Source organism: Nocardia sp. NPDC055165 (assembly GCF_053606985.1).
In genome coordinates this window covers 205885-231778 of sequence record NZ_JBSGSS010000013.1, presented here as the reverse complement: position 1 = coordinate 231778, position 25894 = coordinate 205885, and the positions used below count along the sequence as shown (strand labels likewise).

The window sequence follows — 25894 nt, the reverse complement described above, 5'->3', positions numbered from 1 at the left end:
GACACAGTTTCTGGTGCCGTTGCGTAGGCGACGAAGGAGCAAGCAACGGCACCTGAACAGCGGGACCGGCGGGGCCGCGAACTCGAGCGCGCCAGCGCTCAAAAAAAACCCTGTCGGACCCTCATGACATCATGCGAGCACCATGGAACTACGCAAGGGTGCGCACGCGCCGGTACCGACATCGCTTCTCGCCGTGGTCGTTTCATGGCGGTCGGCGCATACCGTAGACGCGCATGCCCTGCTGGTCACCGAGTCGGGCCTGGTCCGCGCCGACCGGGATTTCGTCTTCTTCAACGCACCCCGGCACGCCTCCCAGGCGGTGACCCTCGACCAGGAGCCCGCCCCCGGCACCGCGCGACTGAGCATCTCACTGCCCCGCACCGAACCCGAGGTGGCGCGCATCGTCATCAGCGCGTCCCTCGACGACGCCACCTTCGACCAGCTCCTCGACCTCACGTTGACCGTGCACGCCGCCGACGGCCCGGTCGCCCAGTTCACCATCGACGGTATCGAAGACGTCCAGGCGATGATGTTCGGCGAGTTCTACCGCCGCGACGGCCAGTGGCGGTTCCGTGCGATCGGCCAGGGTTGGTCGGGCGGGCTGGCCGGACTCGCCGGTGAATTCGGGGTCACGGTCGACGAGCCCACCACCGGACGTCCCAGCATCACGCCCGACGACAGCTCGCGGGTGCCCGCGCGACCGCATGGGGCAGCCGCCGACGCCGCGCGCTCCGCCGATCGCGCACGATTCGCGAGTGTGCCGTCACGGCACGACGCGTCGACGTCTACTGCCGATCTGCCCGGCGCCGATCACCGGGCGAACCGCTCGTCCCCCGAGTCTGCGAATCCCGCCGCAGCGCGATTCGACGGACCGGCGTCGACGCGCCCACCGGCCCTGTCCCGCCGGGTCATCGACGTGCCGCCCCCGCCACCGGTCGACCCGGAGATCGCCGACTGGCACCCCGACCCGGAAACCCCCGATCAACTCCGCTGGTGGGACGGCGACGAGTGGACCTCGAGCGTCCGCCCGCACATCCACGATCACCGCACCCGCTGTACCCGCTGTGGTAGCCCACTGCGGCGCAAGCTGTTCGGTGGCCACGGACCGTGCAAGAACTGTGCCGCCGAAATCGAGGAGTTCCTCACGCACTGGCGCAACCGAGCCAGGCGCGTCCTCGCGGGCCCCGGCACGACGTCAGTGGAGTGGACCGAGGTGTGGGCCGCTCTGCGCTTCCAGCGCATCGACGAGGAGCGCGGCCGAACACTGCTGCGCGAGGCGGGTCTGACCCAGGTCGAGCGGATGGTCGCCTTCGCCTTCGCCGACGGTGAGGTGTTCGCCGAGGAACTGGACGCTTTCGAACATGTGGTCAGCGAGCTGGCGCTGTCGGGCGGGATCGTCGACGATCTGCGTCGCCGAATGCATCGCGGCCGCACCCTGTCCCGCTTGCGCGCCGGCGAACTGCCCACCGTCAACACCCCCGGTCTGCATCTGGATCCCGACGAACGCGTGCACCTCGATCTGCCCGCCGTCCACATCCGCATGCTCGCGCGCGGCCCACGCAACACCGAGGGCCGCCTGATCGGCAGTTCCAAGAAGCTGCGTTTCGTCGGCGACGGCACCGGCATCGAGCTGCCGTGGAACCGGGTGGTGTCGGTGCATCCCGAGCACGGCACCGTCGTGCTCGCGGCAACCTCTGCGCGCGGCGGCGCTACCTTCGGCGTCACCGACCCCGACTATGTGGCGGCAGCGTTGGAAGGTGCACTGCGCGTATCGAAACGCTTGGTCCTGACGCCGGGACAGCTCGACAGCCGCAGCATCCCCCAGGACGTGAAAGCCCAGGTGTGGCAGCGCGACGGCGGCGCGTGCGTCGAGTGCGGCGACGGCCACTACCTGGAGTTCGACCACATCATCCCGCTCAGCCGCGGTGGTGCGACGAGCGTGACGAACCTGCAGATCCTGTGCCGGGCCTGCAATCGCGCCAAGGGCGCGCGGATCTAACCGAGAATCGCGTTCATGATGGTGCCGCCGCTGGTGGCGACGACGCCGCCGATCATCGCGCCCGCGATCATCTTCGGCGACTCCATGGAGCTGCCGGTCCACTTCTCCCAGGCGAACTTTCCGCCGGCGACGGTGATGGCGAGCACACCCGACAGGATCATGAACCAGGTCAGGTACTGAACCATTTTCATGATCTTGTCCGACAGCGGAGGCGCTTCCGGCGACGGGTTGCCGATCTGCGCGTACGTGGTGATGGTGTCGGCCATCGACGTCAGAATGATGCTCATAGCCTGCTCCCCTATCGCGTGACGCGAACTGCGTTCCAGCCCTGCCGTATTCGATCGTGGTCCAGGATACGGGCGCGAACCCCCTGCACACCAACAAAACCGATCGGTTCGATCGAGATGGGCGCCGACACGGTGACACATGACCGGATACCATCAGTGCAGAGTTCATCGTCGTCCCGTTCCTCCGAGATACCGAGTGAGACCCCATGCTCCTGGCCGCCGTCACCGATACCTTGGCGCAGATCGGCAATCCGACCCCCGAAGCACCGCCACTGGCGGACAAGATCATGCAGCTGGTCAGGTACCTGACCTGGTTCATCTTGTTGTCCGGCATCATCGCCATCACTGTCGCGGGCGGAAAGTTCGCCTGGGAGAAGTGGACAGGCAGCTCTATGGAGTCGCCGAAGATGGTCGCGGGCGCGATGATCGGCGGCGTCGTCGCCACCAGCGCGGGCACCATCATGAACGCGATGCTCTAGGTTCCTGCTCCGCTCGGGACGGTCCGGGATCAGCCCGGGCCGACTCGACCGGCTAGGAACACACCGACCCGAGTTCTGTTGGGGTTCAACAGAACTCGGGCTTACCGGATTATCGAGTGTCGGCGCACGGCATCTACCTCCTGTCGTTCGGCGGGTCGGGTCGGCTACGTGTAGAGCCGGTCCACGAAGGCGTTCAGGTTTTCCACCACGCGGTGGGCCTTCTCCTCCGGCGTCAGATCCTCGCGATACCGGCTGCCCATCGAAGGCCGCTTCTTGTTGCGCGCATACAGCGAGCAGGCCAGATCGGTGCACATGTAGCTACCGACCGTGTTGCCTTTACGCCCCGACTCGCCCGTCTTGCTCGCGGTCATCAGCGAAACGCCGCCGCCGGAGTGCGTGGTGAGGCAGATCGTGCACATCTGCGTCTTGCCCGACCCGCCGGTCTCGTGCCGCAACGCGACGCTGACCAGCCCGTCCGCCCGCGGCACCGAGATATAACAGCGCCCCGCGTACGAGGGGTCGGTCCAGCCGAGGAAGTCGAGATCCTCCCAGGGGCGTTCACCCAGGTCACGCGGCACATTCAAGCGCTTGGCGTCGCCCTTCGAACAGTTGACGAACGACGACCTGATGTCGCGTTCGGTAATGGGTTCCATGCGTTGATCCTTCCAGTCTGCGAACTGCAAACGGTAGACACGCTAACGATCCCCACCTGCGGAGACAACCTGTTTTCCGGCCACCGATGACGAGCATCCCCGCCGATGGACGACTGTCAGCGAAGGATCCCCGCGGCCCGCGCGGCGCGCAGCCAGTCGGGGAACTCACCGAGCAGCCTGCCGTACAGCTCCGCGTCGCTGATCCGGTCGATGTCGTCGAGGGCGAAGAAGCCCGCGTTGTCCACGACGCGGCCGTCGAGTTCGTCGAGGGTGCGCAGGACACCGAAGTTGGCTGTGCCGAGGCCGATGAACTGCCAGAAGGCGGGCAGGTGGGCGGCCTCGCGCATCAGGGCCGCGATCTCGCGCTTCTTCGCGAAGCCACCGTCGGTGAAGAACAGGACGAGGGTGGGCTCGGTGAGGGTGTCGATGACCGCGCGCATGATCGGTAGTTCGTCGTTGCGGCCGCCGATGGCGTTGTAGTCGACGCCCTGGTGCGTGCCCTTGAGATGGAGATAGGTGTGCGCCCACTGCTCCCCGCCCTCGACGGTGATATCGGGCAGTTTCACGTAGCTGAGCGCGTAGAGGTAGGCCTCGAGCACGCCGTCGTCATCGAGTTGCGTGGCGACCGGGATCATGCGCTCGACGACCCGATGCACCGTGCCGGCGCGATACATCTTCTCCATGCTGCCGGTCTTGTCGATCACCAGCACCACCCTCGCCCTGGCTCCGAACGCGCTCTTGTCGATCAGCACCTTCGCGACTTCGCGCTTGCGCATGTCCAGCTTCTGGCGCTTGTCGAACGACAGCGCCGCCTCGCCGGGAACCGTCCGAACTTCCGCGACCACTTCCGGCTCGTCGTCGACGCTCACCCCGTGATCGGTGACCAGGTCGGCGAATCCGCCCGCGTAGCCCTGTCCGACGGCACGGACTTTCCACTGGCCACCCCGGCGATACAGCTCGAGCGCGATCACCACCGACTCACGATCGAGGCCGTCGATCACATACTCGTGCAGCACATTTCCCGCGCTGTCGGCGACCGAGGCCACCGGCGACGTGGCGCCGCCGAACGTATCCCCTTCTGCCGCGACAGTGATCACGGCGCGAATCTGCGCGATCTCGACCGGCACAGCGCCGAGTGACACCTCGAGCGCGGCACCCTGGAGCCGAACACCCGGCGCCTGCGGCTGATTGAAGAAGACGAAATCCGCGTCCGAACGCACCTTCCCCGCGTCGGTCACCAGCAGTGCCGAAAGGTCGGCGGCCACACCACCCCGCACCGACAGCACCACCTCCCCCGAAGCCAAGCCCGCGTTCTGTCCTTTGACCAGCGCAGCAGCCATCGCCATCCCTCTCATCGCACCGTAACGCCCCACACCCTAGGCGAATACGAGCTAGATCCAGCCCTTCTCGCGCGCTTTGAGGGCGGCTTCGTAGCGATTGGACACCCCGAGCTTGGTCATCGCCGAGGACAGATAGTTGCGGGTGGTACCCGGGGACAGGTGTGCGCGTTTGGCGATGTCCTCCACGGAGGCGCCGTCGGCGGCGAATTCGAGGACGTCGGCCTCGCGGGCGGTGAGGACGGTGTCGCCCGCGCTGATGGCTTCGGCCGCGAGCTCGGGATCGACGTATCGGCCACCGTTGTGCACCGACCGGATCACCTCGGCCAGCGTCGCCGCGGAGGTCGTCTTGGGCAGGAAGCCGCGCACACCGGCCGCGAGTGCGCGCTTGAGATACCCGGGCCTGCCATGGCTGGTGACGATCAAAGTGCCGGCACCAGGGGTGATCCGGAGCAGTTCGACGGCGGTGTCGATGCCATCGATGCCCGGCATCTGCAGATCGATGACCGCGACGGCGCCCGGCTCGCCGTCCTCGGCCCTGCGGCGCCACGCGGCGACGAGTTCCGCACCGGAGCCGACGTGGGCCACGACCTCGAGATCGGGCTCCAGGCCGAGCATCGTCGCCATGGCAGCGCGGATGAGGGTCTCGTCGTCGGCGAGGAATACGGGAATCACTGCTTCTCCCAATGGATTTCGAGGGCGAATTCGTCGCCGGAGGTGGCGATGTCGAGGGTCGCGCCGACAGCGGCGAGTCGTTCGCCGAGGCCGCGCAGCCCGGATCGTTCACCGATCGCGCCCTGCGGGCGGTCGTTGCGCAGTGACATGCCGGACCCGCCGAGTGCGAGGGTCGCGGTGGTCGCGGCCGAGTGTTCGACGATATTGGTTGTGCCTTCCCGGACCACCCAGGCCGCGACTTCATGAAATGCCGCGGGCACCTTGGCCGCGTCACCCTCCACGACGAGTGCGCATCCCGCCGCCGACAGCAGTGATCGCGCCCCGGCCACCTCCCCGCGCAGGTCGATATTGCGGTAGCCGCGCACCAGGGTGCGCATCTGCCCCATCGATTCGACCGCCAGTGTTCTGACCTCGTCCATTTCCGCGGTCGCTCGATCGAGGTCGCCTGCCCGCGACAGTGCCGCCGCCAGTTCGCTTTTCACCGCGATGGCCGAGAAGCCGCGTCCGACGACATCGTGGAGGTCGCGCGAGAAGCGCAACCGTTCCTCGGCGACCTGCAGTTGCGCCTCGACACCTTTGGTTCGCTCCAACTCGTCGATGATTCCCAGCCCCCACACGGTGAGCCGTGTCAATACGATCGCGAAGACCCCGGTGAACAGGAAAGCCGCCGCACCCTGCAGGCCCGCGCCCAGTGGCGTACCGAAGACCACCAGCGGAGTGGCCACGCTGAGAACGACCAGAATCCACCACTTGTGGCGAGTGAACGGGATGACGGAGAAGATCGCCATGAACACCGCGGACACGCCCACCGTGCGCGCGCTGAGGACCGTCGCCTCGTCGGTGGCCAGGCGGGCGACGATCCCGCTGATCGCCCACAGCGCGACCAGCATCACGATGGCGACGGGCAACATCCGCGGCCGCGCCACCACACCGGGAACGGTGGCGAACGCGGGTTGTGCCTCCAACGCGAACCCGGCCGCGATGCCACCGGCGACGATCCCGAGCACCGATGGCACCGACTCGGCACTGATCGCCAGCACGACGACGAGCACGGCGATCACCGCCTGGAACGAGAGCCGGGTGTAGAGCCGGAACTTGGCGGCTCCCGACAGCTCGTGCCACCAGGCGGTCGCGCGCATCACCCGCGGTCGTCCCAGCGGAAGCTCTTGCGGGTCAGCACGAGCGCCAGCACGGTCCATAACGCCAGTGTCGCAAACGGCCGGCCGGATTCGGTGACGGTATCGGCGAAGCCGAGCGCGGCGTCGGATTCGGCGAACGCCGACAGCGTGCCCGACGTGCCGAGGGAGAGGAGGTCGGAGACGGCGGCGAAGGGGGTCCAGTCGGCCAGTTGCGCCAGCCGATCGGGCAGTACGCCGCGGATCGAGGACATGCCGAGCATCGCGATGATCATCACCGGCAGCGAGGTGATCTGCGCGGCCTCGGCGTTCTTGGTGTACGCGCTGGTGGCCAGGGCGAGCAGCGAGAACAGCACTGTTCCGCCGACGAGTGCTACCACGATCGCCAGTGGGTTGACGGGCGCGGGGGCGCCGGTGGCGTAGACCACCACGGCGATGACGGCGGTGCACGCGAGCGTCATGATGGCGCCCGGGATGGCCGGAGCGAGCTGGATCTGCCAGTCGGCGGCCTCGCCCGTGCGCAATCGTTTCAGGACGCCTTCGCTACGGCGGGTGGTCACCATCGACAGCACCGAGTAGTACTGCACGAACAGCAGGGCGAGCAGTGCCAGCAATTCGAAGGTCACCGCCGCCATCGCCGCTGTGGGCTCGGTGTCTTTGCGGGCGATGAAGTAGGTGGCCAACGGAATTCCGATCGGGAAGACCGTCGCCATGTAGACGAGAGTCTTGTTGCGCCGGAACTGCAGCCACTCCGCTGTGGCGAGCGCGGCGAGTGGTCGACGGCGAAATCCGCCGGCGGGCAGGGTGGTGGTCATCATGCTCCGATCAGGGTGGGAGTGGTTGCCTCGGCGATATCGAGAAAGACCGATTCGAGGGATGCGGCGCGCGCTTCGAGTCCGGTCAGGCGCACACCTGCTTCACCGGCCCAGCCGAGCAGTTCGAACAGGTGGCCTTGTAAGTCGCTGGTGCTGATGGTGACTCGCGCTTGCGCGTCGACGCGGGCGCCGCGGAACTGCGGCACGGGCAGGCCGGGATGATCGAAGGCGATCCGCGCCGGATGGTCGTCGACGATGTCGCGCAGCGTGCCCCTGCGGGCGATCGCGCCCTTGTGCATGATCGCGATCTGATCGGCGAGCGCTTCGGCCTCGTCCAGGTAATGCGTGGTGAGGACCATCGTCACCCCCGACGCTTTGAGGTCGGCGAGCAATTGCCATGTCCCACGCCGGCTTTCCGGATCGAGGCCGGTGGTCGGTTCGTCGAGGAACAGCAGGCGCGGCTGCCCGAGCAGGGCGCAGGCCAGGTCGACGCGGCGCTGCTCACCACCCGACAGTGAGCCGACCCGCACCCCGGATCGGTCGGTCAGGCCCACCTGCGCCAAGACTGCCTCGGCGGTGGTCGGTGCGGTGCACGTTCCACGCCACATGTCGAGCGTCTCGCCGACGGTCAGCTCGGCGGGCAACCCGCCCGACTGCAACATGATGCCGACCCGCGGACGGACCTGGTCGCGGTGCCGGAGCGGGTCCAGGCCGAAGACTTCGACCTCGCCTGCCGAGGGAGCGATGAGCCCCTCCAGCATGTCGAGGGTGGAAGTCTTTCCCGCGCCGTTGGTTCCGAGCAGGGCGAACACCTGCCCTTCGTGCACCTCCAGGTCCACGCCTTTGACGGCTTCGAACGCGTCGTCGCCGCGGCCGTAGGTTCGGCGCAGCCCGCGCGCGGTGATGACGTCTGTGTTTCTCATGCCTTCTACGGTGGTCGACGCGGGGCGTCGCCAGTAGTAAGCGCAGTCACCGATCCCCGATGGGATTCACATGGTCAAGCCATGACATAAGTCATCGGACTGCGGCTGTGCGCAGGAGCGCTACGCCGTAGGCGATGAACCAGGCCGACCACAGCAGCCAGCCGGACAGACCGATGAGACCGAGCGGACCATCGTGGTCGATGATCAGGGGCGTGAGGGTCGCCGCGGTGAATTGCAGTGCGGCGGCGAGGAATCCGATGGTCGCATGCCATGGCTTGACGAGCCCGCCGAGCCGGCCCGCGACCGTCAGGCCGACCAGTGCCGTCGCGAGGAAGGTGCCGTTCAGCGCGAGCAGGGCATCGTGCAGCGCCCACAGTGCGCCGCCTTCCCCGCTCGAAGCGCCGAGGGCATAACGAATTCCGACGATCACTGTGAAAGTCGCGTTCTGCAACAGCAATCCGGCGAAGCCGACCAGCGACCACCCGGTCCCCGCCGTCCGCTCGGCCGGTCGCAGGGCCGCCAGTGCACCGGCACCGAACAGCACGGCACAGAACCAGCCCAGCGGTACCGGCGCCATCGCCAGCGCCACGAGGTCGCGGTGGTCGACGAAGAACGCGACGGCTGTGCGCGAGTCGGTACCGGGCTTCGGCAACCCGGCGGGTGCCAAGATCAGATTGGCCCCCAGGATGACCAGCGCGAACCCGATACCGGCGATCCCCGCGACCCGCTGAAACCGTGCGCCGCTCGACAGATTAGATTTATCGCTCATATTTTGAATATTGGCCACCGACTCACCTCGCCGCCGCTACGACTCCCTTCGCCGCACCCTGCAAGCCCAGGCGACCAGCATCGAGATCGCCCAGGCCGCCCGCAGGCTGTTCGTGGAGCAGGGCTGGGCCGCCACCACGGTCCGCGACGTGGCCCGCGAAGCCGGCGTCTCCGTTCCCACCGTCTATTCCGCCTACGGCAACAAAACCGGGCTCATCCAGGCAATAGTCGATGCCGCCGATCTCTCCGCCGACGCCCCGCAGATGCTCGACACCCTGGAAGCCGCGGCAGGCGACCCCCGAGCTCAGCTGGCCGCCATGGCCGGCTACGACCGCCGCCTCTATGAACGCGCCGCCGACGTCATCGCCCTGATCCGCGAAGCGGGCCGCACCGAACCGGCCCTGGCCACCACCTACATCGACGCCCGTCACCGCGCCGACCGAACCCGCATCGAGGTCTTCACCTCCTGGCCTCCCGGCACCCTTCGCGAAGACCTCCCCACCTCGGTCGACATCTACGCCGCCCTGTGCACCATCGACGTCTACACCACCCTCACCACCGAACGAGGCTGGTCGCCCGACCGAGTCGAAACCTGGTGGACCGCCACCCTCGCCCGCGAACTCCTCGCTTGACGATTCCCCCTCGGCCGACCGGGAATTTGTCTACTATCGGCCGTAGTAGAACGAACACTGGAGGGGCAGTGAGTGATCCGAACAAGACCGGTACCGGTCATCGCGCCACGAGGTCGTCGATGGCACGACTGGTGGAATCGTGCTCCCAATTCATGAACAAGCGCGGCATCTACCTGGGCCGCCGATCGACGAAACTCCATGTGGCCCTGTACCGCCGAACCAACGGCAGGCTCGGCGGCCACATGCCCGCCTGGCCCGACGCCCGAATCCTGCTGCTCGACCACGTCGGCGCCAGAACCGGCACCCAGCGAACCTCACCCTTGATGTTCCACGCCGACGGCGACATCATCGCCCTTGCCGCGTCCAAAGCCGGCCAACCAACCCACCCCGCCTGGTTCCACAACCTGAAAGCCAACCCGGACAGCACGATCCAGATCGGCGCCCGGTCGCACCACGTCCGGGCCCGCGTAGCCACCGACGCGGAACGAAAACTGCTGTGGCCGAAGTTCGTCGAGCTCTTCCCGAGCTACGACTTCTACCAACGTCATGCGGGCAGCCGCACGATCCCGATCGTGATCCTCACCCCGCGCACCTAGATGCCATCCGACCAGCATCGTCGATCGGCCCCTTCCGCTGCCGTATGCCGATCCGACCGTCGGGGACTTCGACTGGCGCACAAGTAATTTCCCAGCCATTTGCTGAATCCGCAACGCTGTCGACAGGCATCATCAAGGCATGAGTTTTACGGTGGCCTATCTGCAGTACGCCGGATCGGGTCCGATGCGGCACGAGGAGAAGCTCCTCACCGAGGGACTCGCAAGACTCGGCGTCCCCGTCCGCCACTACAGCCTGAAGCGTATTCAACGCAGGCAGTTGGCATTGGGACCCGGCATCTTCATCGCCGGGGATATGGCTGCGATGCACGGCGCGATGCGCCAATTGGGCATCCCGCTACCGCAACCCGACGACTATCCCGACGTGCTTCGCGGCTTCCTCGGGCGGAAGGTGTGGGCGTCGACCCTGGGCGAGATCGAGCGCTCGATGGATGGCGGCTCCTCCCCACCGGTTTTCGTCAAACCCGCGGACCGCCGCAAGGCCTTCACGGGCTCGGTCTGCTACTCGGAACACGATTTCGCCGCATGGGGGAATACCAGTCGGCGCCAGCGCGTCTGGTGCTCCGAGGTCGTCACCTGGGTGTCGGAATACCGCGTCTATGTCATCGGCAGGCAGATCGTGGCCGTGGACCACTACGAGGGTGACAACTCCGTGCCACTGAACAGGGAAACAGTCGAGTCAGCGGTCAGTGCCTACTACCGTTCCGGAACCGCCCCCGCTGCCTACGCCATCGATTTCGGCGTACTGGCCAACGGGGAAACGACGCTCGTCGAGACCAACGACGGCTACGCCCTCGGCGCCTACGACATCACCGCCGACCAATACACCGCGCTGCTGATGAACCGATGGCGCGATCTACTCACGTCCGAGCCGCGGCCGGCACGAGCCACGAGCTTCTGACGTCGACTCATCGACGACGCAGGGACGCGTCCAGCAGAGATGGTGGGGTGTCGTGTTTCTCGTGGGGGGCGAGGTCGGTGCCAGGGGCCACGATGGCATCGACGGCGTCGAGGATCTCGGGCGACAGGACGGTGTCGGCGGCGGCCAGCTGGGCGTGCAGGTGGTTCATGGTGCGGGGGCCGATGATGGCGCTGGTGACGGCGGGATGGGCCGTGACGAAACCCAGGGCGAGTTGGATCAGGGTCAGGCCCGCCTGGTCTGCCAGTGCCGCGAGTTGCTCGACGGCGGCCATCTTGGCGTGGTTGGCCGGGATGGTGGTGTCGAACCGGTCGGGCATGAATGCCGAACGGCTGGTGGATATCTCGCGGTCGGCGCGGATGGCGCCCGAGAGCCATCCCGAGGCCAACGGGCTCCAGGCGAGCACGCCGAGACCGTATTCCCCGGTGACCGGCAGGACGTGAGTTTCGATGCCGCGCTGCAGGATCGAATAGCTGGGCTGTTCGGTGACATAGCGGCTCAGGTGGCGTTCTTCGGCCGCCCACTGCGCCTGCACGATGCGGTACGCGGGGAATGTCGAGGATCCGAAGTAGCGGATCTTGCCCGCACGCTGTAGATCCGTGAGCGCCGAGAGGGTTTCCTCATCGCTGGTTTCGGGGTCCCAGCGGTGGATCTGATAGAGATCGACGTGGTCGACGCCGAGTCGGCGCAGGCTGTCGTCGAGCGCGGTCATGAGCCAGCGGCGTGAACCGCCGCGATGATTGCGCTCCTCGCCCATCGGCATCGTCGCCTTCGTGGCCAGCACGAGGTCGTCGCGGCGACCCGCGACGGCCTTGCCGACCAGCTCCTCCGATTCGCCCTGGCCGTACATGTCGGCGGTGTCGATGAGGTTGACGCCGCCGTCGATGGCGACATCGATCATGGCGGTGACCTCGTCCTGGGTGGAATTTCCCAGCTTGCCGAAGTTCATCGCGCCGAGCACGAGCGTGCTGACCTGAACGCCGGTACGGCCCAGAGTGCGGTACTGCATGGCGGTTCCTCCCAGATGGGCTTGGTTCGGCTCGCCGGTTCTGGCATCCTCGACCAAGCGGAACGATGTTCCGCTAATCAACATACGGAACACTGTTCCGTTTAACAAGAGGGAGGTCTCGTGGCCGACAACCCGACCGAGGCGCCGCGCCGACGCGCCGACGCCCGGCGCAACCAGCAGGCCCTGCTCGACGCAGCCGCGGCCGCCTTCATCGCCTCGGGCGTCGATGTCCCCGTCCGCGAGATCGCCGCCCGAGCAGGCGTCGGCGTGGGCACCATCTACCGCCACTTCCCCACCCGGGCCGACCTCATCGTCGCCGTCTACCGCCACCAGGTCGAAGCGTGCGCCGAAGCCGGCCCCACACTCCTGGCCGCCCTCGGTTCCCCCCACGCCGCACTCGGCGAATGGATGACCCTTTTCGTCGACTTCCTCACCACCAAACACGGCCTGGCAGAAGCACTTCACTCCGACGCGACCACCTTCGAAACCCTCCACACCTACTTCCTCGACCGCCTGGTCCCCACCTGCGAAGCCCTCCTCACCGCCGCCGTCACCGCAGGCGAAATCCCCGCCGGCACCGACCCCTACGAACTCCTGCGCGCCGTCGGCAACCTCTGCATCGGCGGCGACACCCCCCGCTATCACCCCCGCCGGATGGTCGCCGTCCTCATCACAGGGCTGAGCGTGAAGTAGCCGACCAGAGCGCAGGCCGAGGACACTCTCGCGCTGACATACCCGAGCGGCGGTGAGCAGGTGGTTGTCGTCGGCACCAATACGCAGAAGGGCCGAGCGATGCCGACAGCCGCCACCGAGATCGGGGCGGAGCAGCGTGTCGCGTTCATCCAGGCGGACCCGCGCCTGGTAGCCGAGAAGTGGCCGGCCATCCTCGACCCGTCCGGCCCTGGCGGCAACCCGTCCCGAATCCGCTGGGAGAAAACGCAGTTCAGGAGGGGAAGTGGGGCGGGTGGGGCTCGAACCCACGACCAGCGGATTATGAGTCCGCGGCTCTAACCGACTGAGCTACCGCCCCTCGCCGCGGGGGTCTCCGCAGGCGAGTCGCATGGTACCCGGCGAAGTGCGGGGTTGACCACTCGACGCGGCGGTCGTGTCGGACCGGCGGGTACGAGAACGGCGACCGGAGTCGCGGCTTCCGAGAAAGACGCGGCGACCGATCGCCGTGGTGGTGCTGCACCCGGGGGTAGGGTTTACGAGCGTTCAGCTCGCTGGCCTCCCCGCGCTCGTACATCGCGTTCGCGACGTTCGATGTTGCCCCCTGGGTTGCTGGCCAACTTGATGACTCCAACTACCAACAACAGAACCGCAGCTATCACTGCGATGATTATCAGTCCCTGCACGGAACATAACTTAACGTGTATTCCGTTGCAGCGCACAATAAGTTACAATGACGCGCCGACCGTCAACAAGGTACGGCCGAGGGCGGAACGGCTCTCGATCGCGGAGTGAGCCTGCCGCACCTGATCGATCGGGAAGGTTTGCCCGATCACGACTTCCAGCGCACCCTCGGCGACCGCTTCCTGAGCGCGGGCAGTGATGCCGACCCAGTCCACGTCCTGGCCGACGATATCGAACAGACCGAGCACCGTGACTCCGCGCGCACCAGCGGCATTGGTGTCGCCCGTCGCGAAATCACCTGCGGCGGAGCCATATCCGAGAAAGAGACCGGTGTCGGCGGCGGCGGTCAGGGCCGCGCCACCGATGTCGCCACCCGCACCGTCGAACACGACCGCCGCTCCCCCGCCGGTGATCTCCCGCGCTCGGTCCGCCCAGCCGTCGACGGAGTAGTCGACGACCGCAGTGGCGCCCAATCGCGTTGCGAGCGTGAGCTTTTCCGGTCCGCCCGCCGCGGCGACAACCCGCGCGCCCGCCGCGATCGACAGCTGGATGAGCAGCGTGCCGAGGCCGCCCGCGGCGGCGGTGATCAACACCCACGAATTCGGTTGCACGGCAGCCCTGTCGAAGACAGCGAGCGCGGTGCGACCGTCGTGGGCCAGGCCTACGGCCTGCTCGGTGGTGAGCCCGGCGGGGATCTCGGTCAGCGTGGCGGCCTTGGCGAGGGACTTCTCGGCGTAGCCGCCGGTGGGCAGGCCGCCACCGATGCCGCTGGCGGCGGTCTGGGTGACAACGCGCTTGCCGAGCCAGCGGGGGTCGACGTCGGTGCCGACGGCGCTCACCACGCCGCCGATCGCGCCACCGGGGACGTAGGGCAGGCTCAGCGGGAAGTAGTCCTGACCCCACCCGCTGCGCAGCCGGGTATCGAGGAACATCACGTCGGCGACCTCGACGTCGACGACCACTTCGACCGAATCCGGTTGCGGTGTGGGAACTTCCACCAGGTTCAGGACCTCGGGCCCACCGAATTCTTTGACCTGCACTGCGCGCATCGCGACTCCTTCGTGGTGTTGACCGAACGAGTCAAGGATGAAACCTGAAGTCGAGTTCAGGTCAAGCGCACTGGGACGTAGGTCACACGATCAGGACCCGCCGCCACAGCTGCTACTGCTGCCACCTCCACAGCTGCTGCTACTCCCACCGGAACAACTGCTGCTGCTTCCACCGCTACAGCTACTGCTGCTCCCGCCGCCGCAGCCGCTCCCCCCGCCGCAACCGCTGTTCGAGCCACCGCCACACCCGGACGGGCTGCCCGGATCCCACGGCTGCCCCGAGGTCCCGTCGACATACCCGGTGATCCCGGCCGACCCGGCCACCCATCGCCGATCCAGCGGGCGCGCGTTCTGCGGCTGACTCGACTTCTGGATCAGCCACACGACGGTCGTCACCACCGCGCCGAGACACACCACGACGAAACCGAGCACGATTACGAGCGTCAACACCATGTTCGCAGGCTAACGCCAGAACCCGGCCACAGCACCCCCACCGTCAGTGGCCTTACAGTGAATTGTGGCGTTCTCTTTCTCCCGGACCGGCAGACGGCAAGTCGACCTTCCCACCGTCGACCGCACCGTCGCCGCCCTGGTCTTCCCCGAAGCGATCTTCAAAACCTCGCCCTGGCAGCCTCGCGAACTCGTGGAAACCGGTCTGCGCCAATGGTTACGGTGCTGCGGTGCCGCCCTTCGCGACGACCAGGTGATCGGTATGCCCTCGCACGCGGTCGACGAGGCGTGGCACGGTTTCATCCTCTGCACCCAGCTCTACGCGACGTTCTGCGAGCAGGCTTACGGGCGTTTCCTGCATCATTTCCCCGAGGGCGCCGGGGAGAGCACGCAGAATCACGGCACCATGGTCGAACAGCTGGGCCGCACCGTGGTCGCCTGGTCGCTGGTCGCGCGACCCGAGGAAGAGTGCGTGCTGTGGGACCTGGACCGCACGGTCGGCGTCGAGAACGCGTGGGGCGTGGACGCCCGGCACGTTGCCGCCGTCGAGGAGCAACTGCGCCGGGCGTAGCCCCGATCTAGACCAGCTTCATCCGGCGCGCCGCGAACCGCACCGCGCCGGGTGCGATCCGGTTGATCCGGTACTGCACCCACGACTCCGGCGTCACCGGCACGATGTCGCGCCCGGTCCGCACGGCCTTCACGATCTGCGCGGCCACCCGGTCCGGGGTGTAGCCGCGTCGCTCGTACAGCTTGTCGAACTTCTGCTGCGCGGCGGCCTCCTCGGCGGCGGAGACGCCCGAGATGCGGGTGGTGGCAACGATATTCGTGTGCACGATGCCCGGACACACGGTCGACACCGAAATACCACGGTCGGCCAGTTCGGCACGCAGGCAATCGGAGAACATGAAGACCGCCGACTTGCTGGTGGCGTAGGCCGCCATGTCGCGCTGCGGACTGTAGGCGGCCATGCTGGACAGGTTCACGATGTGCCCGCCGAGCCCGCGATCGGCCATCGCCGCACCGAAGGCCCGGCAGCCGTTGACGACACCGCCGAGGTTGATCCGCAGCACGCGGTCGAACTCCTCCGACGGAGTATCGAGGAATCCGCCCGCCTGGCCGACACCGGCGTTGTTCACCAGCACATCGGGCACGCCGTGCGCGGCGATCACCGTGTCGGCGTGCGCGCGCACCGCGTCCTCGTTCGACACATCGAGTGGATAGGAGTGCGCCACCCCACCTTCCGATGCGACGAGCTCCGCGGTGGCCTTGGCGGCGAGCTCGTTGACATCGGAGACCACCACTTCGGCGCCGAGGCGCGCGAAAGCCAGCGCGGTCTCCCGGCCGATGCCGCTGCCCGCACCGGTGACGACCACCAGTTTGTGTTCGAATTCCCTTCGCGCAGTGCCTACTTCGGCCCTGGCGAGGCCGCGCGAGACGCCGGCGCCGTCGAGCGCGTCGATGAGCTCGGTGGTCGCGGTCGCGAGGAGTTCCGGATGCGAGAACGGCATCCAGTGCCCGGCGGGGACGTCGCGACGCCACAGCCGGTCGGTCCACTTGCCCGAATCGTCGTAGCCCGCGGGCCGCACGGCGACATCGCGTCCTGCCACGATCAACTGCACCGGCACCTCGGTGCGACGCTCACGCGGGGAGAGCATGCGCGCCACGATGTTCGCGCGATAGATGAGCAGCCCGTCGACCATGTCGCGGCGGAAGGTGGGCCCGAGCTTCACATTGGCGGCGGGGGTGTCGTTCATGATCGACACCGCACGCTGCCACAGCTTTTCGGTACCGATGGCGTTGAATGTGGCGCGCGGCAGACCGGGCGTCATGAAGAAGAAGGTGTAGGCCGAGGAGGCCAGCTGGGTCATCGGCTGCCACACATTGCGCAGGGTGGGCCGGGAGAGGCGGTCACGCACCCAGGCGGACAGGTGGTCGAGGTTGGGGCCCGAGACCGAGGTGAACGAGGCGACGCGCTCGGTGGCCCGCGGTTCGCACACCGCCTCCCACACCTGCACCGAACCCCAGTCGTGGGCGAGCACGTGCACGGGACGATCGGGGCTCACCACGTCGATCACGGCGTAGAAATCGCGTGCGAGTTCGTCGAGGCGGAAATCGTCGGTGCGCTGGGTGCGGGTGGACTCGCCGTGGCCACGGGTGTCGTAGGCGACCACGTGGAAGCGCTCGGTGAGCAGCGGAATCACCCTGTCCCACAGATGGTGGGTGTCGGGCCAGCCGTGCACGAGCACGACGGTGTCGGCGGCCGGGTCGCCGTATTCGAACACGGCGATGTCGAAATCACCGCTGCGGACGGTGCGCTGGTTCGCGGGCTGCGGGCTGTCGTTCGTCATGATCTTTCGGACTCCTTGTCCAGCGGAGAAATCACAGGTCGAGCACCAATCGCTCACCGCGAGAACGGGATACGCAGGCCAGCATGGCACCCTCGGCGTGGTCGGCAGCGGACAGCGTGGTCTCGCGATGGTCGGGTTCGCCCGAGCGAACCCGCACCACGCAGGTGCCACAGAAGCCTTGCCTGCACGAGTAGGGCTGGTCGGGACGGGAATCGAGGATCGTGTCCAGCACGGTGCGGTCGGCATCGACCGTCACCACCGCACCACTGGACGCGAATTCGATCTCGAACGGGGTGCCGTCGACGATCGGCGGCGGCGAGAACCGCTCGAAATGCAGTTCCACGTCGGCCATCTCGCGCACTGCGGCGACGATCGCCGAGGTCATCGGGGTCGGGCCACACGCGTAGACCGCGGTGCCCGGCGCGACGTCGGGCAGCAGGTCCACCGCGGCAGGTAGACCGTGCTCGTCATCGGTGCGCACCACGACGTTCGCGCCGAAGCCTTCGATCTCGTCCAGGAACGGGATGGTGTCGCGGCTGCGTCCGCTGTAGACCAGTGTCCACGGCACGCCGAGCCGGTGCGCGAGCCTGGCCATCGGCAGGATCGGGGTGATGCCGATCCCGCCGGCCACGAAATGCAGGCGCTGCGAAGGTGATCCGTGGCCCGGCACGGCGAACGGGAAGGCGTTGCGCGGGCCGCGCACCACCAACCCGGAGCCGACGGGCAATGCGTCGTGCACCTCGATCGAGCCGCCGCCGCCACCGGGGATGCGGCGCACGGCGATGCGGTACGCGCGCTCGTCGGCGGGATCGCCACACAGCGAATACTGGCGCAGCCGACCCGACGGTAGTTCCAGGTCCAGGTGCGCCCCTGGCCGCCAGCGCGGGAGCACGCGCCCGTCGGGTGCTTCGAGGCGAAGACTCACCACGTCCTGGTCGTGCGCTTCGATCCGGCGTTCGGTCACCACCACGGCCAGGCGGCGATCGTCGACGCGTGGGCGCAGATCACCGCGGTTGACCAGCGCGCTCCAGCGCAACCGGGTGGCCGCGATGGCGTCGATGACCTTCATCGCCGGATCGTGGCGGTACTTGCCGTAGAGATCGGCGGGGATGTCGCGCGTGGTCACGACGCTGCCGCGCGGGCGCCGGGCGAGGCGGCCAGATACGCGATCGCCTGCGCCGTCGAGCCGACCGATTGCGGGTTGTAGCCGGGCTGGAAGGTCGACAGCGCACTGGCCAGCAGCGACGGCACGCCGGGCAGCGCACCACGCCACATCGCGCCGAACACACCGGCGAGCAGCCGTGCGTAGCCCCGATCCGGCAGTTGCGGATCCTGCTGGACGAGGAACCGCGCACCGCGCACCAGCACGATGAGGAAGATCGGGAACACCAGCGTCATCGACGCGCAGCGCCGGACGTAGCCGACCCCGAAGTACTCGGCGACGTCGTGGGCGACATTGCGGTGTTCGACCTCTTCGGCACCGTGCCAGCGGAACAGGTCGGCCATCCGCGGGTCGGCGCCGAACTTCTCGAGGTCGGCGTTGAGCACCCAGTCCCCGAGCCAGGCGAAGAAATGCTCGAGACAGGCGATGAAGGCGAGCCGCTCGACCAGCATCTGGCGGCCGGCGCGATCGTCGCCGCCGCGCGGGCCGAGCGAGATGCGGAACAGGTATTCCATCTGCGCCAGATAGGGACTCGCGTCGACGCCGTGGGCGGTGAAGACGTCGTCGAGCACCTTTCCGTGGGTCTGCGCGTGCATGGCCTCCTGCCCGATGAAGCCGAGCATGTCCTCGCGCAGCTTCTCGTCCTTGACGTAGGGCAAAGCCTCGCGGTAGGTCTCGATGAACATGCGCTCGCCCTCGGGCAGCAGCATATTCAGCGCGCTGATCAGGTGACCGGCGATCGGTTCCGCCGACATCCACTGGAGGTCGACACCCGACCAGTCGAAGCTGACATTGCGCGCGTGCAATGCCACCACGCCCGGATCGATCTCCGGGCTTTCTCTTCCCCAAGGAAATAGCTTCATCGGTACTCCTCGATCAACCGCGCACGGACCTCCGTGCCCCAGGTCGCGACGTTGCGTCCTGCTCGGTAGTTCCGATGATACAACTATCCATAACTGTACGTAACACCTAAATGTGTCAGTTGTCCGCACCGAAGATCGCCAGCGCGACCGGCGCCGCCACCAGCAACCCGCACATCACGGCGTTGATCGCCTTGTGTTCGGCCAGAATCCCGACGTATTCGCGCAGGACAGCGCTGGGCAGGTAGTAGCGCGCGGTCGGCGCGCCGACCGCCTGGGCGTCGATCCCGACCGAACGGGCGAGCAACGCGGTCCGCAGCACATGGAAATTGCTCGTGACCAGCAGAATGCGGCTGTTTATCCCCTGTCTGGCGAGCAGTTCCCGACTGAACAGCAGGTTCTCGCGGGTCGTCGTCGAGCGATCCTCCCGCAGGATCTCGTCGTCGCGCACGCCGTGTTCGACGAGGTAGGCGGCCATCGCCGTGCTCTCGGCAACCTTCTGGTCGGAGCCCTTGCCGCCGCTGGTCACCAACAGCGGCGCGGGGCCGTGCGCGCGGTCGGTACGCCAGATCTGCAGCGCGCGGTCGAGCCTGCTCGCCAGCAGCGGCGGGACCCGGTCTCCGAGCAGGCCGGAGCCGTGCACCACGATCGCGACGGCGTCGTCGGTGCGGGTAACCCCGCCGTAGACGACCGAATAGAGCAGGAACGCGACCAGCACGAAGCCGAGGTAGGCGGCGACGAGCACCACCGCGAGCAGCAACACCCCGAGCACCACCCACTCGGCGATCACCGCCATCACCAGCAGCGCGTACGGAACCAGCAGCGCGACGCCGAGACCGAAGGAGAGCAGGTTCGCCGGACGCACGCCCTCGCGGCGCAGCATCACCACTCCGTTGAGCATCAGCAGTCCGGCCAGGACCAGCACGAGCAGCGGCGACAGCGCCAGGGCGAAGAAGACCAGTATTTCGGGCCCTGATCCTTCGGCGCCCGAACCGATCAGCGCGGCGCCGACACACAGGACTCCGAGCAGCAGCAACACCGCGTTGCCGAACCGGCGCCGCTCCTGACGGAAAGACAGCGCGAACACCCCGAGCAGAACCACACCTATCGCCAGCAAGATCACCGGGCCACCCTAACCGCAGTACCGGCGAATCAGATTGCCGATCTATTGCTCACACCTACTGGAAAACACCGATACATGCGGATGAAAACTTGTTCACCAGCATGTTTATCAGTCTTATGCCCCTCTACTCGCAACAGCTGATCGGTAACTGACAAGGGCGAAGGGAAGGCGGTGAGCGATCATGGTCATCGATTACTTCCAGTGGTGGGCCAGGATGATCGTCGAATTCTTCGTCTGATCCGAAGACACGATTCGCGCAGGCGCGGGCTCGGATCCCAGTCGCGGGCCCGCCCTCGCGTCAGCGGATAGCACGCGAAGCCGATCAACGCCGCACCCGCGTGGCCCACATCGGTGAACGTGCGGTCCAGGAATACCGGTGGCACACAGACCGCCAGCACACCGAGCACGTACAGCACCCGCCACGGCAGCAACACACGGTAGGCGAGGACAGCGGCGACTCCGGCCAGCCCGTAGCTGACTCCCACATCGAGCGCGAACGCCGCACGCTCCGGGGCTCTGTCGTGGCGAATCGCCCAGAGCAGCACGCCCTGGCTGAGATACGTGGCGCCGACATGGGCGAGGACGACCACCACCAGCCAGCGCAGCGTCCCGAGCCACCGTTCGGCGTTGGCGTGCACGAGGCTGAACAGCACCGCGTAGACCAGCCACCCGCCGCCGTCGGTCCAGAACGCGCTGCCGATCAGCACCCGGATCGGGTCGTCGCCGAGACGATCGAGATTGGTCGAGCGGTGCCCGAGCCAGACTCTGGCTTCCTCCGGCGTGAGCCGCTGCTGGATCGCGGTGGTCACACCCAGCGCCGCCAGCCACACATAGGTGCCGGGAGCGCTGCGAATCCACCGCCACGCCGAGGCGGCGGCCGCCCGCACGCTGCCCGAGGCGCTCACCACGCCAGTGTGCCAGTCCTCGATCACGGTTCCGGTCATCCTCGCCGGGCGGTTGTTTCCCCGGCCGATCCCCGGGTAGGCGGCAACCAGAGCCGTCCACCGACCGGAACGGAGCACGTGATGCCTCAACAAGCCTGGAGTGACAAGCGCGAACGGCAGTACGAAGACATCAAGAAGTCCGAGCGCGAGCGCGGCCGCAGCGAGGGCAGGGCCGAGGAGATCGCCGCGCGGACGGTCAACAAGACGCGCGCCCAGCACGGCGAGACCAAGGGCTCGAGCAAATCGTCGCGATCGCGCGGTTCTTCGCAACGCAGCGGCCAGCGGGCGCAGGGCGGCGGCAAGACCCGCGATCAGCTCTACGACGAGGCCCGCCGCCGCAATATCGACGGCCGTTCCAAGATGAACAAGCAGGAACTGGCCAACGCCCTCGGCCGTAGCTGACCCCCAGCGAAAGGTTCGCCATGCAGCTCGGATTCAAACTGGCGGCCGAGGCTTTCGGCCCGAAAGAGCTTGTTCGACAGGCAGTGCGGGCCGAATCGGCCGGTTTCGATTTCGTCGAGATGAGCGACCACTTCCACCCGTGGCTCGACGAGCAGGGCCACTCGCCCTTCGCCTGGACGGTCCTGGGCACGATCGCGGCGAGCACCACCGACATCGGGCTCGCCACCGGCGTGACCTGTCCGACCATCCGCTATCACCCCGCCGTAATCGCCCAGGCCGCCGCCACCACCGCCCTGGTCTCGGATGGGCGGTTCACCCTGGGCATCGGTTCGGGCGAGCGACTCAACGAGCACGTCATCGGCCACGAGTTCCCGCCGGTGCTGATCCGTCAGCGGATGTTGCGCGAGGCGCTCGAGATCATCCGATTGCTGTGGCGCGGCGGCTATCGCAACTATTACGGCGAGTTCCTGGAGCTGTCGGACGCGCGGGTGTTCGATCTGCCGCAGACACCGCCGGTGATCGCGGTGGCCGCGGGCGGGCCGAGCGCCGCGGCGATCGCCGCCGAACTCGGCGACGGACTGTTCGCCACCGAACCCGATCCCGAACTCGTGCAGACCTTTCACGACAAGGGCGGATCCGGTCCGCGCTACGTCGAAGTGGGGGTCGCCTTCGCCGAGGACGATCGCGCGGGCGCCGAAGCGGCACTGTCGACCAACCGGTGGTCGACCGGTGGCTGGAAGGTGATGAGCGAGCTGCCCAATCCGGCGAACTTCGCCGCCGCGTCGAGCACCGTGCGAGTGGACGACATGCTCGAATCCTTTGTCTGCGGCAATGATCCGAAGCGCTACGTCGAGGCGGTGCGCAAGGCCACCGACGCGGGTTTCGACCGTGTGGTGCTGATGAACGCGGGACCCGACATGGATGCGTTCCTCGACTTCTACAGCAGCGAACTCGCGCCCCTGCTCCGCTCGGAGATCTGACAGCGCTGCGGAGGGAGGCCGAAATGCCCATGTACGTCGGCACTTCCGGCTGGCAGTACCGCGACTGGCGGGGTGTGCTGTACCCGCCGGGGCTGCCCGTCCGGCAGTGGCTCGAGCACTATGCGCGGGCGTTCGCGACGGTGGAGTCGAACAACGCGTTCTATCGATTGCCGAGCAGGGAGAACTTCGCCGGTTGGCGGGAGCGCACGCCCGCGGGCTTCGTGATGGCGGTGAAGGCGAGTCGCTACCTGACCCATATCAAGCGATTGCGCGACCCCGCCGAACCTGTGCAGCGCCTGCTCGACCGGACCGAGGGACTGGGTGATCGGCTCGGACCGATCCTGCTCCAGCTGCCGCCGACCCTGCGCGCGGACCCCGATCTGCTCGACAACTGTCTGCGCTGCTTCCCCGACACGGTGCGAGTGGCGGTGGAACCGCGCCACGATTCGTGGTGGACAGACGAGATCGGTGACGTCCTGCGATCCCGTGGCGCGGCATTGACCTGGGCGGACCGTGATTCGCACCCGATCACGCCGCTGTGGCGCACCACCGACTGGGCCTATCTACGCCTGCACGCCGGCCGCGCCGCTCCCCGGCCGTCCTACGGCAAGCAGGCATTGCGCGGCTGGGCGCATCGGCTGCTCGGCACCTGGTCCCCCGACGCCGACAGCTACGTCTATTTCAACAACGATCACGGTGGTGCGGCGGTCCGCGACGCGGTCACCTTCGCCCACCTCGCGGCGGCCGCGGGCGCGGACGCGACGCGAGTACCCGATGTGCACGCGACCGCGGGCTGATCAGCGAGCCGATGGGGACAGGATCAGGCCGAACCCGGTCTCGACAAGACGGCGAACCCCGCCCCCGATGTCGCGCGATCGATGATCGGCGCGAGATCGGAGGCGGGGTGAACCAGTACTCACCAGCCGGGATCGGTGTCCAGGGGGACGTTGATCCAGCTCGGGCGGGACGGGTCGAGCTCGAGGTGCTGGGTGCGCAGGCCGCTTTCGTTCAGCAACGGCCGCAGCGGGATTCCGCTGGGGAAGTTGCCGGCGAAGACGTCGACACGCAGGCGGTGACCCGGCAGCAGGACACCGTCGGTGGCGCGGATGCCGATCTCGATCGTCGTCGGCTCGCCGGGCACGATCGGCTGACGGGTATCCAGGGTGAGGTACGGATACGGGTCGGTGTAGTCGCCGTTCGGCGAGCGGGTCGCCTTGCCCTCGTCGATCGTGCGCAGGGATGCCATCAGCTGCCCCTGGGACCAGACCGTCGACGTGCCGTCGGGGGCGACATCGTTCACCGTCACCGTCCAGTAGCCGTCGGTGGCGTCGAGCACGGTGTTCAGGTGGGCGGCGATCGGACCGGAGATCCGCGTCGGCGCGGCCACCGGAGCCGTGGTGAAGGTGAGCGCGGCGCCCTCGCTGATCCGGGCGTCCTTGGCACAGATATCGGGCAGCGGGACCAGGCCGGCCGTGCCCTGCGCGGCATCACGCGAGCAGATGGTGGTCAGGCTCGGATCCACCGAAACGCGTTGCGCGACACCGGGCGCAGTGCGCAGGCTGCCGTCGTGGCGGGCGCCCGGCGCGGTGCCGGAGGAGGCGGCGTCGAGATACATCCGCCGGTACTGCATGCCCGGCCGCGGGAAGGCGACGTCGGCGGTCCACTGCCCACTGCCCTGCTGCCACAACGTGACCGGGTCGTAGCGGTCGATACCGTTGTCGATTCCCTTGAGCCACTTGTCGAACCACGCGCGCTGCAACGAATCCGCCGGCGCGGGCGCACCCGGCTGGCCGAGTCCCGAACTCACCGTCACGTGGTAGACGTCGTCCATGACGAGCTTCTTCTGCTCGGCGGGCACGTTCACCGCGTTGTAGATGCGCGGGGTGGAGTAGGTGAAGATGTCGTGCCAGCCGCCGTAGAGGAAGGTCGGCACCCGCACCTGATCGGGCGAACCCACCCAGGCGGTCCGCAGCGCGCTCTCGTCGTCGAGGATCGACGCCATCTCCGGCGGGATCTGCTCCACGTTCGGAGTGGTCAGCGCGGCGATGAGCACGTTGAAGAAGGTGAACGGGTCGGTCACCCGGTCGCGCAGCCAGACCCAGTCGAATCTGCCGTTCAGCATCGACATCAGATCGGGCAGCAGCTTCGCGCCGTCGACGGCGAGCAGCCAGGCCGGGATGAACCCGATCCCGAGCGCGCCACCGGGGGCGGCGACATCGCGGATCAGGTCGCTACCGGGCACGATCGGGAAGATCGCCTTGAGCGCCTCGGGGTGCCGCTGCGCGGTCTGCAGCTGGTTGATCGCCGAGTAGGAGATGCCGCTCATCCCGATCTTGCCGTCGGACCAGCCCTGTTTCGCGGCCCAGTCGACGATTTCCACACCGTCGAGCTGCTCGCGTTCACCGAAGACCTGCCAGGTGCCCTGGGAGAAGCCGGTGCCGCGCACGTCGACGACCACCTGGGTGTACCCGCCGCGGATCAGATTCCGGTCGACGCCGAAGGTGCGGGCCGCGCCGCCGGGCAGCGCGTTCATCATGTCGCTGAGGCTGCTGAAACCGAACGGCGAGAAGTCCAGGTTCTGCAGCACCGGCATCAGCAGGTCCGACAGGCCGGGAACCGCGAGCGCCGAGTCGGCGACGTTGGTGACCAGCTTGGTGTAGGGCGTCATATTGACGATCGTGGGCGTCGGCTCGGCGACGGGCTGACCGTCCGCACCGGCCGGGTGATAGACGTTCGCTTTCAATACGGTGCCGTCACTCATGGTGATCGGCACATCCCACTCGATGAAGACGTTGGGGTACTGCTGCGGCCCGTTATGGGTGGCGACGAACTGCGTGTCGAGACCCTCGGCATTCGGCGATGCTTGTCCGACCGGTGCGGATGCGACGGCGCCTGCCATTACGACGACGGATGCGACCAGCGCAGCCAGCCGCCCACGATGTGTGATCATGCTTCGGTTCAGCCCTCCACCATC

General features: G+C 67.4%; 26 protein-coding genes and 1 tRNA gene. 10 read left to right on the top strand and 17 right to left on the bottom strand.

Annotated elements, in window-relative coordinates:
* Positions 1 to 142 precede the first annotated feature (142 nt).
* Positions 143 to 1999: a TerD family protein gene (locus ACWFRF_RS25515; protein ID WP_452452604.1), complete on the top strand. Its 1857-nt coding sequence runs from the start codon at positions 143 to 145 to the stop codon at positions 1997 to 1999.
* On the opposite strand, the gene ACWFRF_RS25510 is transcribed toward ACWFRF_RS25515, so the two are convergent.
* Positions 1996 to 2286 (bottom strand): hypothetical protein, encoded by a 291-nt coding sequence (locus ACWFRF_RS25510; RefSeq protein WP_378994033.1) that lies wholly within the window; start codon positions 2284 to 2286, stop codon positions 1996 to 1998. The genes ACWFRF_RS25515 and ACWFRF_RS25510 overlap by 4 nt on opposite strands.
* Before the next feature lie 206 nt (positions 2287 to 2492).
* Between ACWFRF_RS25510 and ACWFRF_RS25505 the strand changes: the two genes are divergently transcribed.
* Positions 2493 to 2765, top strand: coding sequence for a hypothetical protein (locus tag ACWFRF_RS25505; protein WP_101469239.1), 273 nt, complete (start codon positions 2493 to 2495; stop codon positions 2763 to 2765).
* 164 nt (positions 2766 to 2929) lie between these two features.
* Here the strand turns inward: ACWFRF_RS25505 and ACWFRF_RS25500 are convergent, their stop codons facing one another.
* The 7 genes from ACWFRF_RS25500 to ACWFRF_RS25470 form a co-directional block, all read right to left on the bottom strand.
* Positions 2930 to 3418, bottom strand: a complete 489-nt coding sequence (locus ACWFRF_RS25500) for an FBP domain-containing protein (protein ID WP_387447926.1) — start codon at positions 3416 to 3418, stop codon at positions 2930 to 2932.
* Between the two features lie 116 nt (positions 3419 to 3534).
* Entirely contained in the window at positions 3535 to 4758 is a 1224-nt protein-coding gene (locus ACWFRF_RS25495) for a vWA domain-containing protein (RefSeq protein WP_452452616.1), read from the bottom strand.
* A 51-nt stretch (positions 4759 to 4809) separates the two neighbouring features.
* The gene (locus ACWFRF_RS25490; RefSeq protein ID WP_378637725.1) at positions 4810 to 5430 is read right to left on the bottom strand and encodes a response regulator; all 621 of its coding nucleotides are present in this window, start codon (positions 5428 to 5430) and stop codon (positions 4810 to 4812) included.
* Positions 5427 to 6569 carry a sensor histidine kinase gene (locus ACWFRF_RS25485; protein WP_452452602.1) on the bottom strand — a complete coding sequence of 381 codons (1143 nt, stop codon included), beginning with the start codon at positions 6567 to 6569 and terminating at the stop codon, positions 5427 to 5429. Before ACWFRF_RS25485 ends, ACWFRF_RS25490 begins: the two co-directional genes overlap by 4 nt.
* Positions 6569 to 7381 (bottom strand): ABC transporter permease, encoded by an 813-nt coding sequence (locus tag ACWFRF_RS25480; protein ID WP_452452614.1) that lies wholly within the window; start codon positions 7379 to 7381, stop codon positions 6569 to 6571. The genes ACWFRF_RS25485 and ACWFRF_RS25480 overlap by 1 nt, the downstream gene beginning before the upstream one ends.
* The gene (locus ACWFRF_RS25475) at positions 7381 to 8304 is read right to left on the bottom strand and encodes an ABC transporter ATP-binding protein (RefSeq protein ID WP_452452600.1); all 924 of its coding nucleotides are present in this window, start codon (positions 8302 to 8304) and stop codon (positions 7381 to 7383) included. The genes ACWFRF_RS25480 and ACWFRF_RS25475 overlap by 1 nt, the downstream gene beginning before the upstream one ends.
* Positions 8305 to 8395: 91 nt before the next feature.
* On the bottom strand, positions 8396 to 9073 hold the full coding sequence (locus ACWFRF_RS25470) for a hypothetical protein (RefSeq protein WP_379313073.1): 678 nt from the start codon (positions 9071 to 9073) through the stop codon (positions 8396 to 8398).
* Between the two features lie 10 nt (positions 9074 to 9083).
* Here ACWFRF_RS25470 and ACWFRF_RS25465 point away from each other — a divergent pair, with 10 nt between their 5' ends.
* From ACWFRF_RS25465 to ACWFRF_RS25455, 3 genes are all read left to right on the top strand, one after another.
* On the top strand, positions 9084 to 9704 hold the full coding sequence (locus ACWFRF_RS25465; protein WP_452452598.1) for a TetR/AcrR family transcriptional regulator: 621 nt from the start codon (positions 9084 to 9086) through the stop codon (positions 9702 to 9704).
* A 68-nt stretch (positions 9705 to 9772) separates the two neighbouring features.
* Positions 9773 to 10300 carry a nitroreductase family deazaflavin-dependent oxidoreductase gene (locus tag ACWFRF_RS25460; RefSeq protein ID WP_379313070.1) on the top strand — a complete coding sequence of 176 codons (528 nt, stop codon included), beginning with the start codon at positions 9773 to 9775 and terminating at the stop codon, positions 10298 to 10300.
* A 139-nt stretch (positions 10301 to 10439) separates the two neighbouring features.
* On the top strand, positions 10440 to 11219 hold the full coding sequence (locus tag ACWFRF_RS25455) for an ATP-grasp domain-containing protein (protein WP_379313068.1): 780 nt from the start codon (positions 10440 to 10442) through the stop codon (positions 11217 to 11219).
* 7 nt (positions 11220 to 11226) lie between these two features.
* On the opposite strand, the gene ACWFRF_RS25450 is transcribed toward ACWFRF_RS25455, so the two are convergent.
* On the bottom strand, positions 11227 to 12246 hold the full coding sequence (locus ACWFRF_RS25450; protein WP_452452597.1) for an aldo/keto reductase: 1020 nt from the start codon (positions 12244 to 12246) through the stop codon (positions 11227 to 11229).
* 120 nt (positions 12247 to 12366) lie between these two features.
* On the opposite strand from ACWFRF_RS25450, the gene ACWFRF_RS25445 reads away from it, so the two are divergent.
* Positions 12367 to 12939, top strand: coding sequence for a TetR/AcrR family transcriptional regulator (locus tag ACWFRF_RS25445; protein ID WP_452452595.1), 573 nt, complete (start codon positions 12367 to 12369; stop codon positions 12937 to 12939).
* A gap of 263 nt (positions 12940 to 13202) precedes the next feature.
* On the opposite strand, the gene ACWFRF_RS25440 is transcribed toward ACWFRF_RS25445, so the two are convergent.
* Together ACWFRF_RS25440 and ACWFRF_RS25435 are read right to left on the bottom strand one after the other, a co-directional pair.
* Positions 13203 to 13276, bottom strand: a tRNA-Ile gene (locus ACWFRF_RS25440).
* A gap of 367 nt (positions 13277 to 13643) precedes the next feature.
* Positions 13644 to 14648: a zinc-binding dehydrogenase gene (locus ACWFRF_RS25435; RefSeq protein ID WP_452452593.1), complete on the bottom strand. Its 1005-nt coding sequence runs from the start codon at positions 14646 to 14648 to the stop codon at positions 13644 to 13646.
* Between the two features lie 517 nt (positions 14649 to 15165).
* Between ACWFRF_RS25435 and ACWFRF_RS25430 the strand changes: the two genes are divergently transcribed.
* Positions 15166 to 15669 carry a glycine-rich domain-containing protein gene (locus ACWFRF_RS25430; RefSeq protein WP_379315058.1) on the top strand — a complete coding sequence of 168 codons (504 nt, stop codon included), beginning with the start codon at positions 15166 to 15168 and terminating at the stop codon, positions 15667 to 15669.
* A gap of 7 nt (positions 15670 to 15676) precedes the next feature.
* Here ACWFRF_RS25430 and ACWFRF_RS25425 read toward each other — a convergent pair whose 3' ends face one another.
* The 5 genes from ACWFRF_RS25425 to ACWFRF_RS25405 all read right to left on the bottom strand — a co-directional run bounded on the left by ACWFRF_RS25425 (position 15677) and on the right by ACWFRF_RS25405 (position 21538).
* On the bottom strand, positions 15677 to 17449 hold the full coding sequence (locus ACWFRF_RS25425; protein WP_379315057.1) for an SDR family oxidoreductase: 1773 nt from the start codon (positions 17447 to 17449) through the stop codon (positions 15677 to 15679).
* A 31-nt stretch (positions 17450 to 17480) separates the two neighbouring features.
* Entirely contained in the window at positions 17481 to 18575 is a 1095-nt protein-coding gene (locus tag ACWFRF_RS25420; protein WP_379315056.1) for a PDR/VanB family oxidoreductase, read from the bottom strand.
* On the bottom strand, positions 18572 to 19474 hold the full coding sequence (locus ACWFRF_RS25415) for a metal-dependent hydrolase (RefSeq protein WP_387447899.1): 903 nt from the start codon (positions 19472 to 19474) through the stop codon (positions 18572 to 18574). Before ACWFRF_RS25415 ends, ACWFRF_RS25420 begins: the two co-directional genes overlap by 4 nt.
* 115 nt (positions 19475 to 19589) lie before the next feature.
* Entirely contained in the window at positions 19590 to 20594 is a 1005-nt protein-coding gene (locus ACWFRF_RS25410; protein WP_379315828.1) for a YdcF family protein, read from the bottom strand.
* 185 nt (positions 20595 to 20779) lie between these two features.
* Entirely contained in the window at positions 20780 to 21538 is a 759-nt protein-coding gene (locus ACWFRF_RS25405) for a rhomboid-like protein (protein ID WP_379315829.1), read from the bottom strand.
* Positions 21539 to 21619: 81 nt separating this feature from the next.
* Here ACWFRF_RS25405 and ACWFRF_RS25400 point away from each other — a divergent pair, with 81 nt between their 5' ends.
* The 3 genes from ACWFRF_RS25400 to ACWFRF_RS25390 are packed head-to-tail and all read left to right on the top strand — an operon-like array spanning position 21620 to position 23717.
* Positions 21620 to 21940 (top strand): plasmid stabilization protein, encoded by a 321-nt coding sequence (locus tag ACWFRF_RS25400; protein WP_379315831.1) that lies wholly within the window; start codon positions 21620 to 21622, stop codon positions 21938 to 21940.
* A gap of 20 nt (positions 21941 to 21960) precedes the next feature.
* Positions 21961 to 22920, top strand: a complete 960-nt coding sequence (locus ACWFRF_RS25395) for a TIGR03557 family F420-dependent LLM class oxidoreductase (RefSeq protein ID WP_379315833.1) — start codon at positions 21961 to 21963, stop codon at positions 22918 to 22920.
* Positions 22921 to 22943: 23 nt separating this feature from the next.
* Positions 22944 to 23717: a DUF72 domain-containing protein gene (locus ACWFRF_RS25390; RefSeq protein WP_379315835.1), complete on the top strand. Its 774-nt coding sequence runs from the start codon at positions 22944 to 22946 to the stop codon at positions 23715 to 23717.
* A 119-nt stretch (positions 23718 to 23836) separates the two neighbouring features.
* On the opposite strand, the gene ACWFRF_RS25385 is transcribed toward ACWFRF_RS25390, so the two are convergent.
* Positions 23837 to 25870 (bottom strand): CocE/NonD family hydrolase, encoded by a 2034-nt coding sequence (locus ACWFRF_RS25385; protein WP_452452590.1) that lies wholly within the window; start codon positions 25868 to 25870, stop codon positions 23837 to 23839.
* Positions 25871 to 25894 lie beyond the last annotated feature (24 nt).

Excerpts from the sequence above, each read along its gene's own strand:
- ACWFRF_RS25515 (WP_452452604.1), top strand. The coding sequence starts at position 143 with ATGGAACTACGCAAGGGTGCGCACGCGCCGGTACCGACATCGCTTCTC.
- ACWFRF_RS25510 (WP_378994033.1), bottom strand. The coding sequence starts at position 2,286 with ATGAGCATCATTCTGACGTCGATGGCCGACACCATCACCACGTACGCG.
- ACWFRF_RS25505 (WP_101469239.1), top strand. The coding sequence starts at position 2,493 with ATGCTCCTGGCCGCCGTCACCGATACCTTGGCGCAGATCGGCAATCCG.
- ACWFRF_RS25500 (WP_387447926.1), bottom strand. The coding sequence starts at position 3,418 with ATGGAACCCATTACCGAACGCGACATCAGGTCGTCGTTCGTCAACTGT.
- ACWFRF_RS25495 (WP_452452616.1), bottom strand. The coding sequence starts at position 4,758 with ATGGCTGCTGCGCTGGTCAAAGGACAGAACGCGGGCTTGGCTTCGGGG.
- ACWFRF_RS25485 (WP_452452602.1), bottom strand. The coding sequence starts at position 6,569 with ATGCGCGCGACCGCCTGGTGGCACGAGCTGTCGGGAGCCGCCAAGTTC.
- ACWFRF_RS25480 (WP_452452614.1), bottom strand. The coding sequence starts at position 7,381 with ATGACCACCACCCTGCCCGCCGGCGGATTTCGCCGTCGACCACTCGCC.
- ACWFRF_RS25475 (WP_452452600.1), bottom strand. The coding sequence starts at position 8,304 with ATGAGAAACACAGACGTCATCACCGCGCGCGGGCTGCGCCGAACCTAC.
- ACWFRF_RS25470 (WP_379313073.1), bottom strand. The coding sequence starts at position 9,073 with ATGAGCGATAAATCTAATCTGTCGAGCGGCGCACGGTTTCAGCGGGTC.
- ACWFRF_RS25455 (WP_379313068.1), top strand. The coding sequence starts at position 10,440 with ATGAGTTTTACGGTGGCCTATCTGCAGTACGCCGGATCGGGTCCGATG.
- ACWFRF_RS25450 (WP_452452597.1), bottom strand. The coding sequence starts at position 12,246 with ATGCAGTACCGCACTCTGGGCCGTACCGGCGTTCAGGTCAGCACGCTC.
- ACWFRF_RS25435 (WP_452452593.1), bottom strand. The coding sequence starts at position 14,648 with ATGCGCGCAGTGCAGGTCAAAGAATTCGGTGGGCCCGAGGTCCTGAAC.
- ACWFRF_RS25425 (WP_379315057.1), bottom strand. The coding sequence starts at position 17,449 with ATGACGAACGACAGCCCGCAGCCCGCGAACCAGCGCACCGTCCGCAGC.
- ACWFRF_RS25415 (WP_387447899.1), bottom strand. The coding sequence starts at position 19,474 with ATGAAGCTATTTCCTTGGGGAAGAGAAAGCCCGGAGATCGATCCGGGC.
- ACWFRF_RS25405 (WP_379315829.1), bottom strand. The coding sequence starts at position 21,538 with ATGACCGGAACCGTGATCGAGGACTGGCACACTGGCGTGGTGAGCGCC.
- ACWFRF_RS25400 (WP_379315831.1), top strand. The coding sequence starts at position 21,620 with ATGCCTCAACAAGCCTGGAGTGACAAGCGCGAACGGCAGTACGAAGAC.
- ACWFRF_RS25395 (WP_379315833.1), top strand. The coding sequence starts at position 21,961 with ATGCAGCTCGGATTCAAACTGGCGGCCGAGGCTTTCGGCCCGAAAGAG.
- ACWFRF_RS25390 (WP_379315835.1), top strand. The coding sequence starts at position 22,944 with ATGCCCATGTACGTCGGCACTTCCGGCTGGCAGTACCGCGACTGGCGG.
- ACWFRF_RS25385 (WP_452452590.1), bottom strand. The coding sequence starts at position 25,870 with ATGATCACACATCGTGGGCGGCTGGCTGCGCTGGTCGCATCCGTCGTC.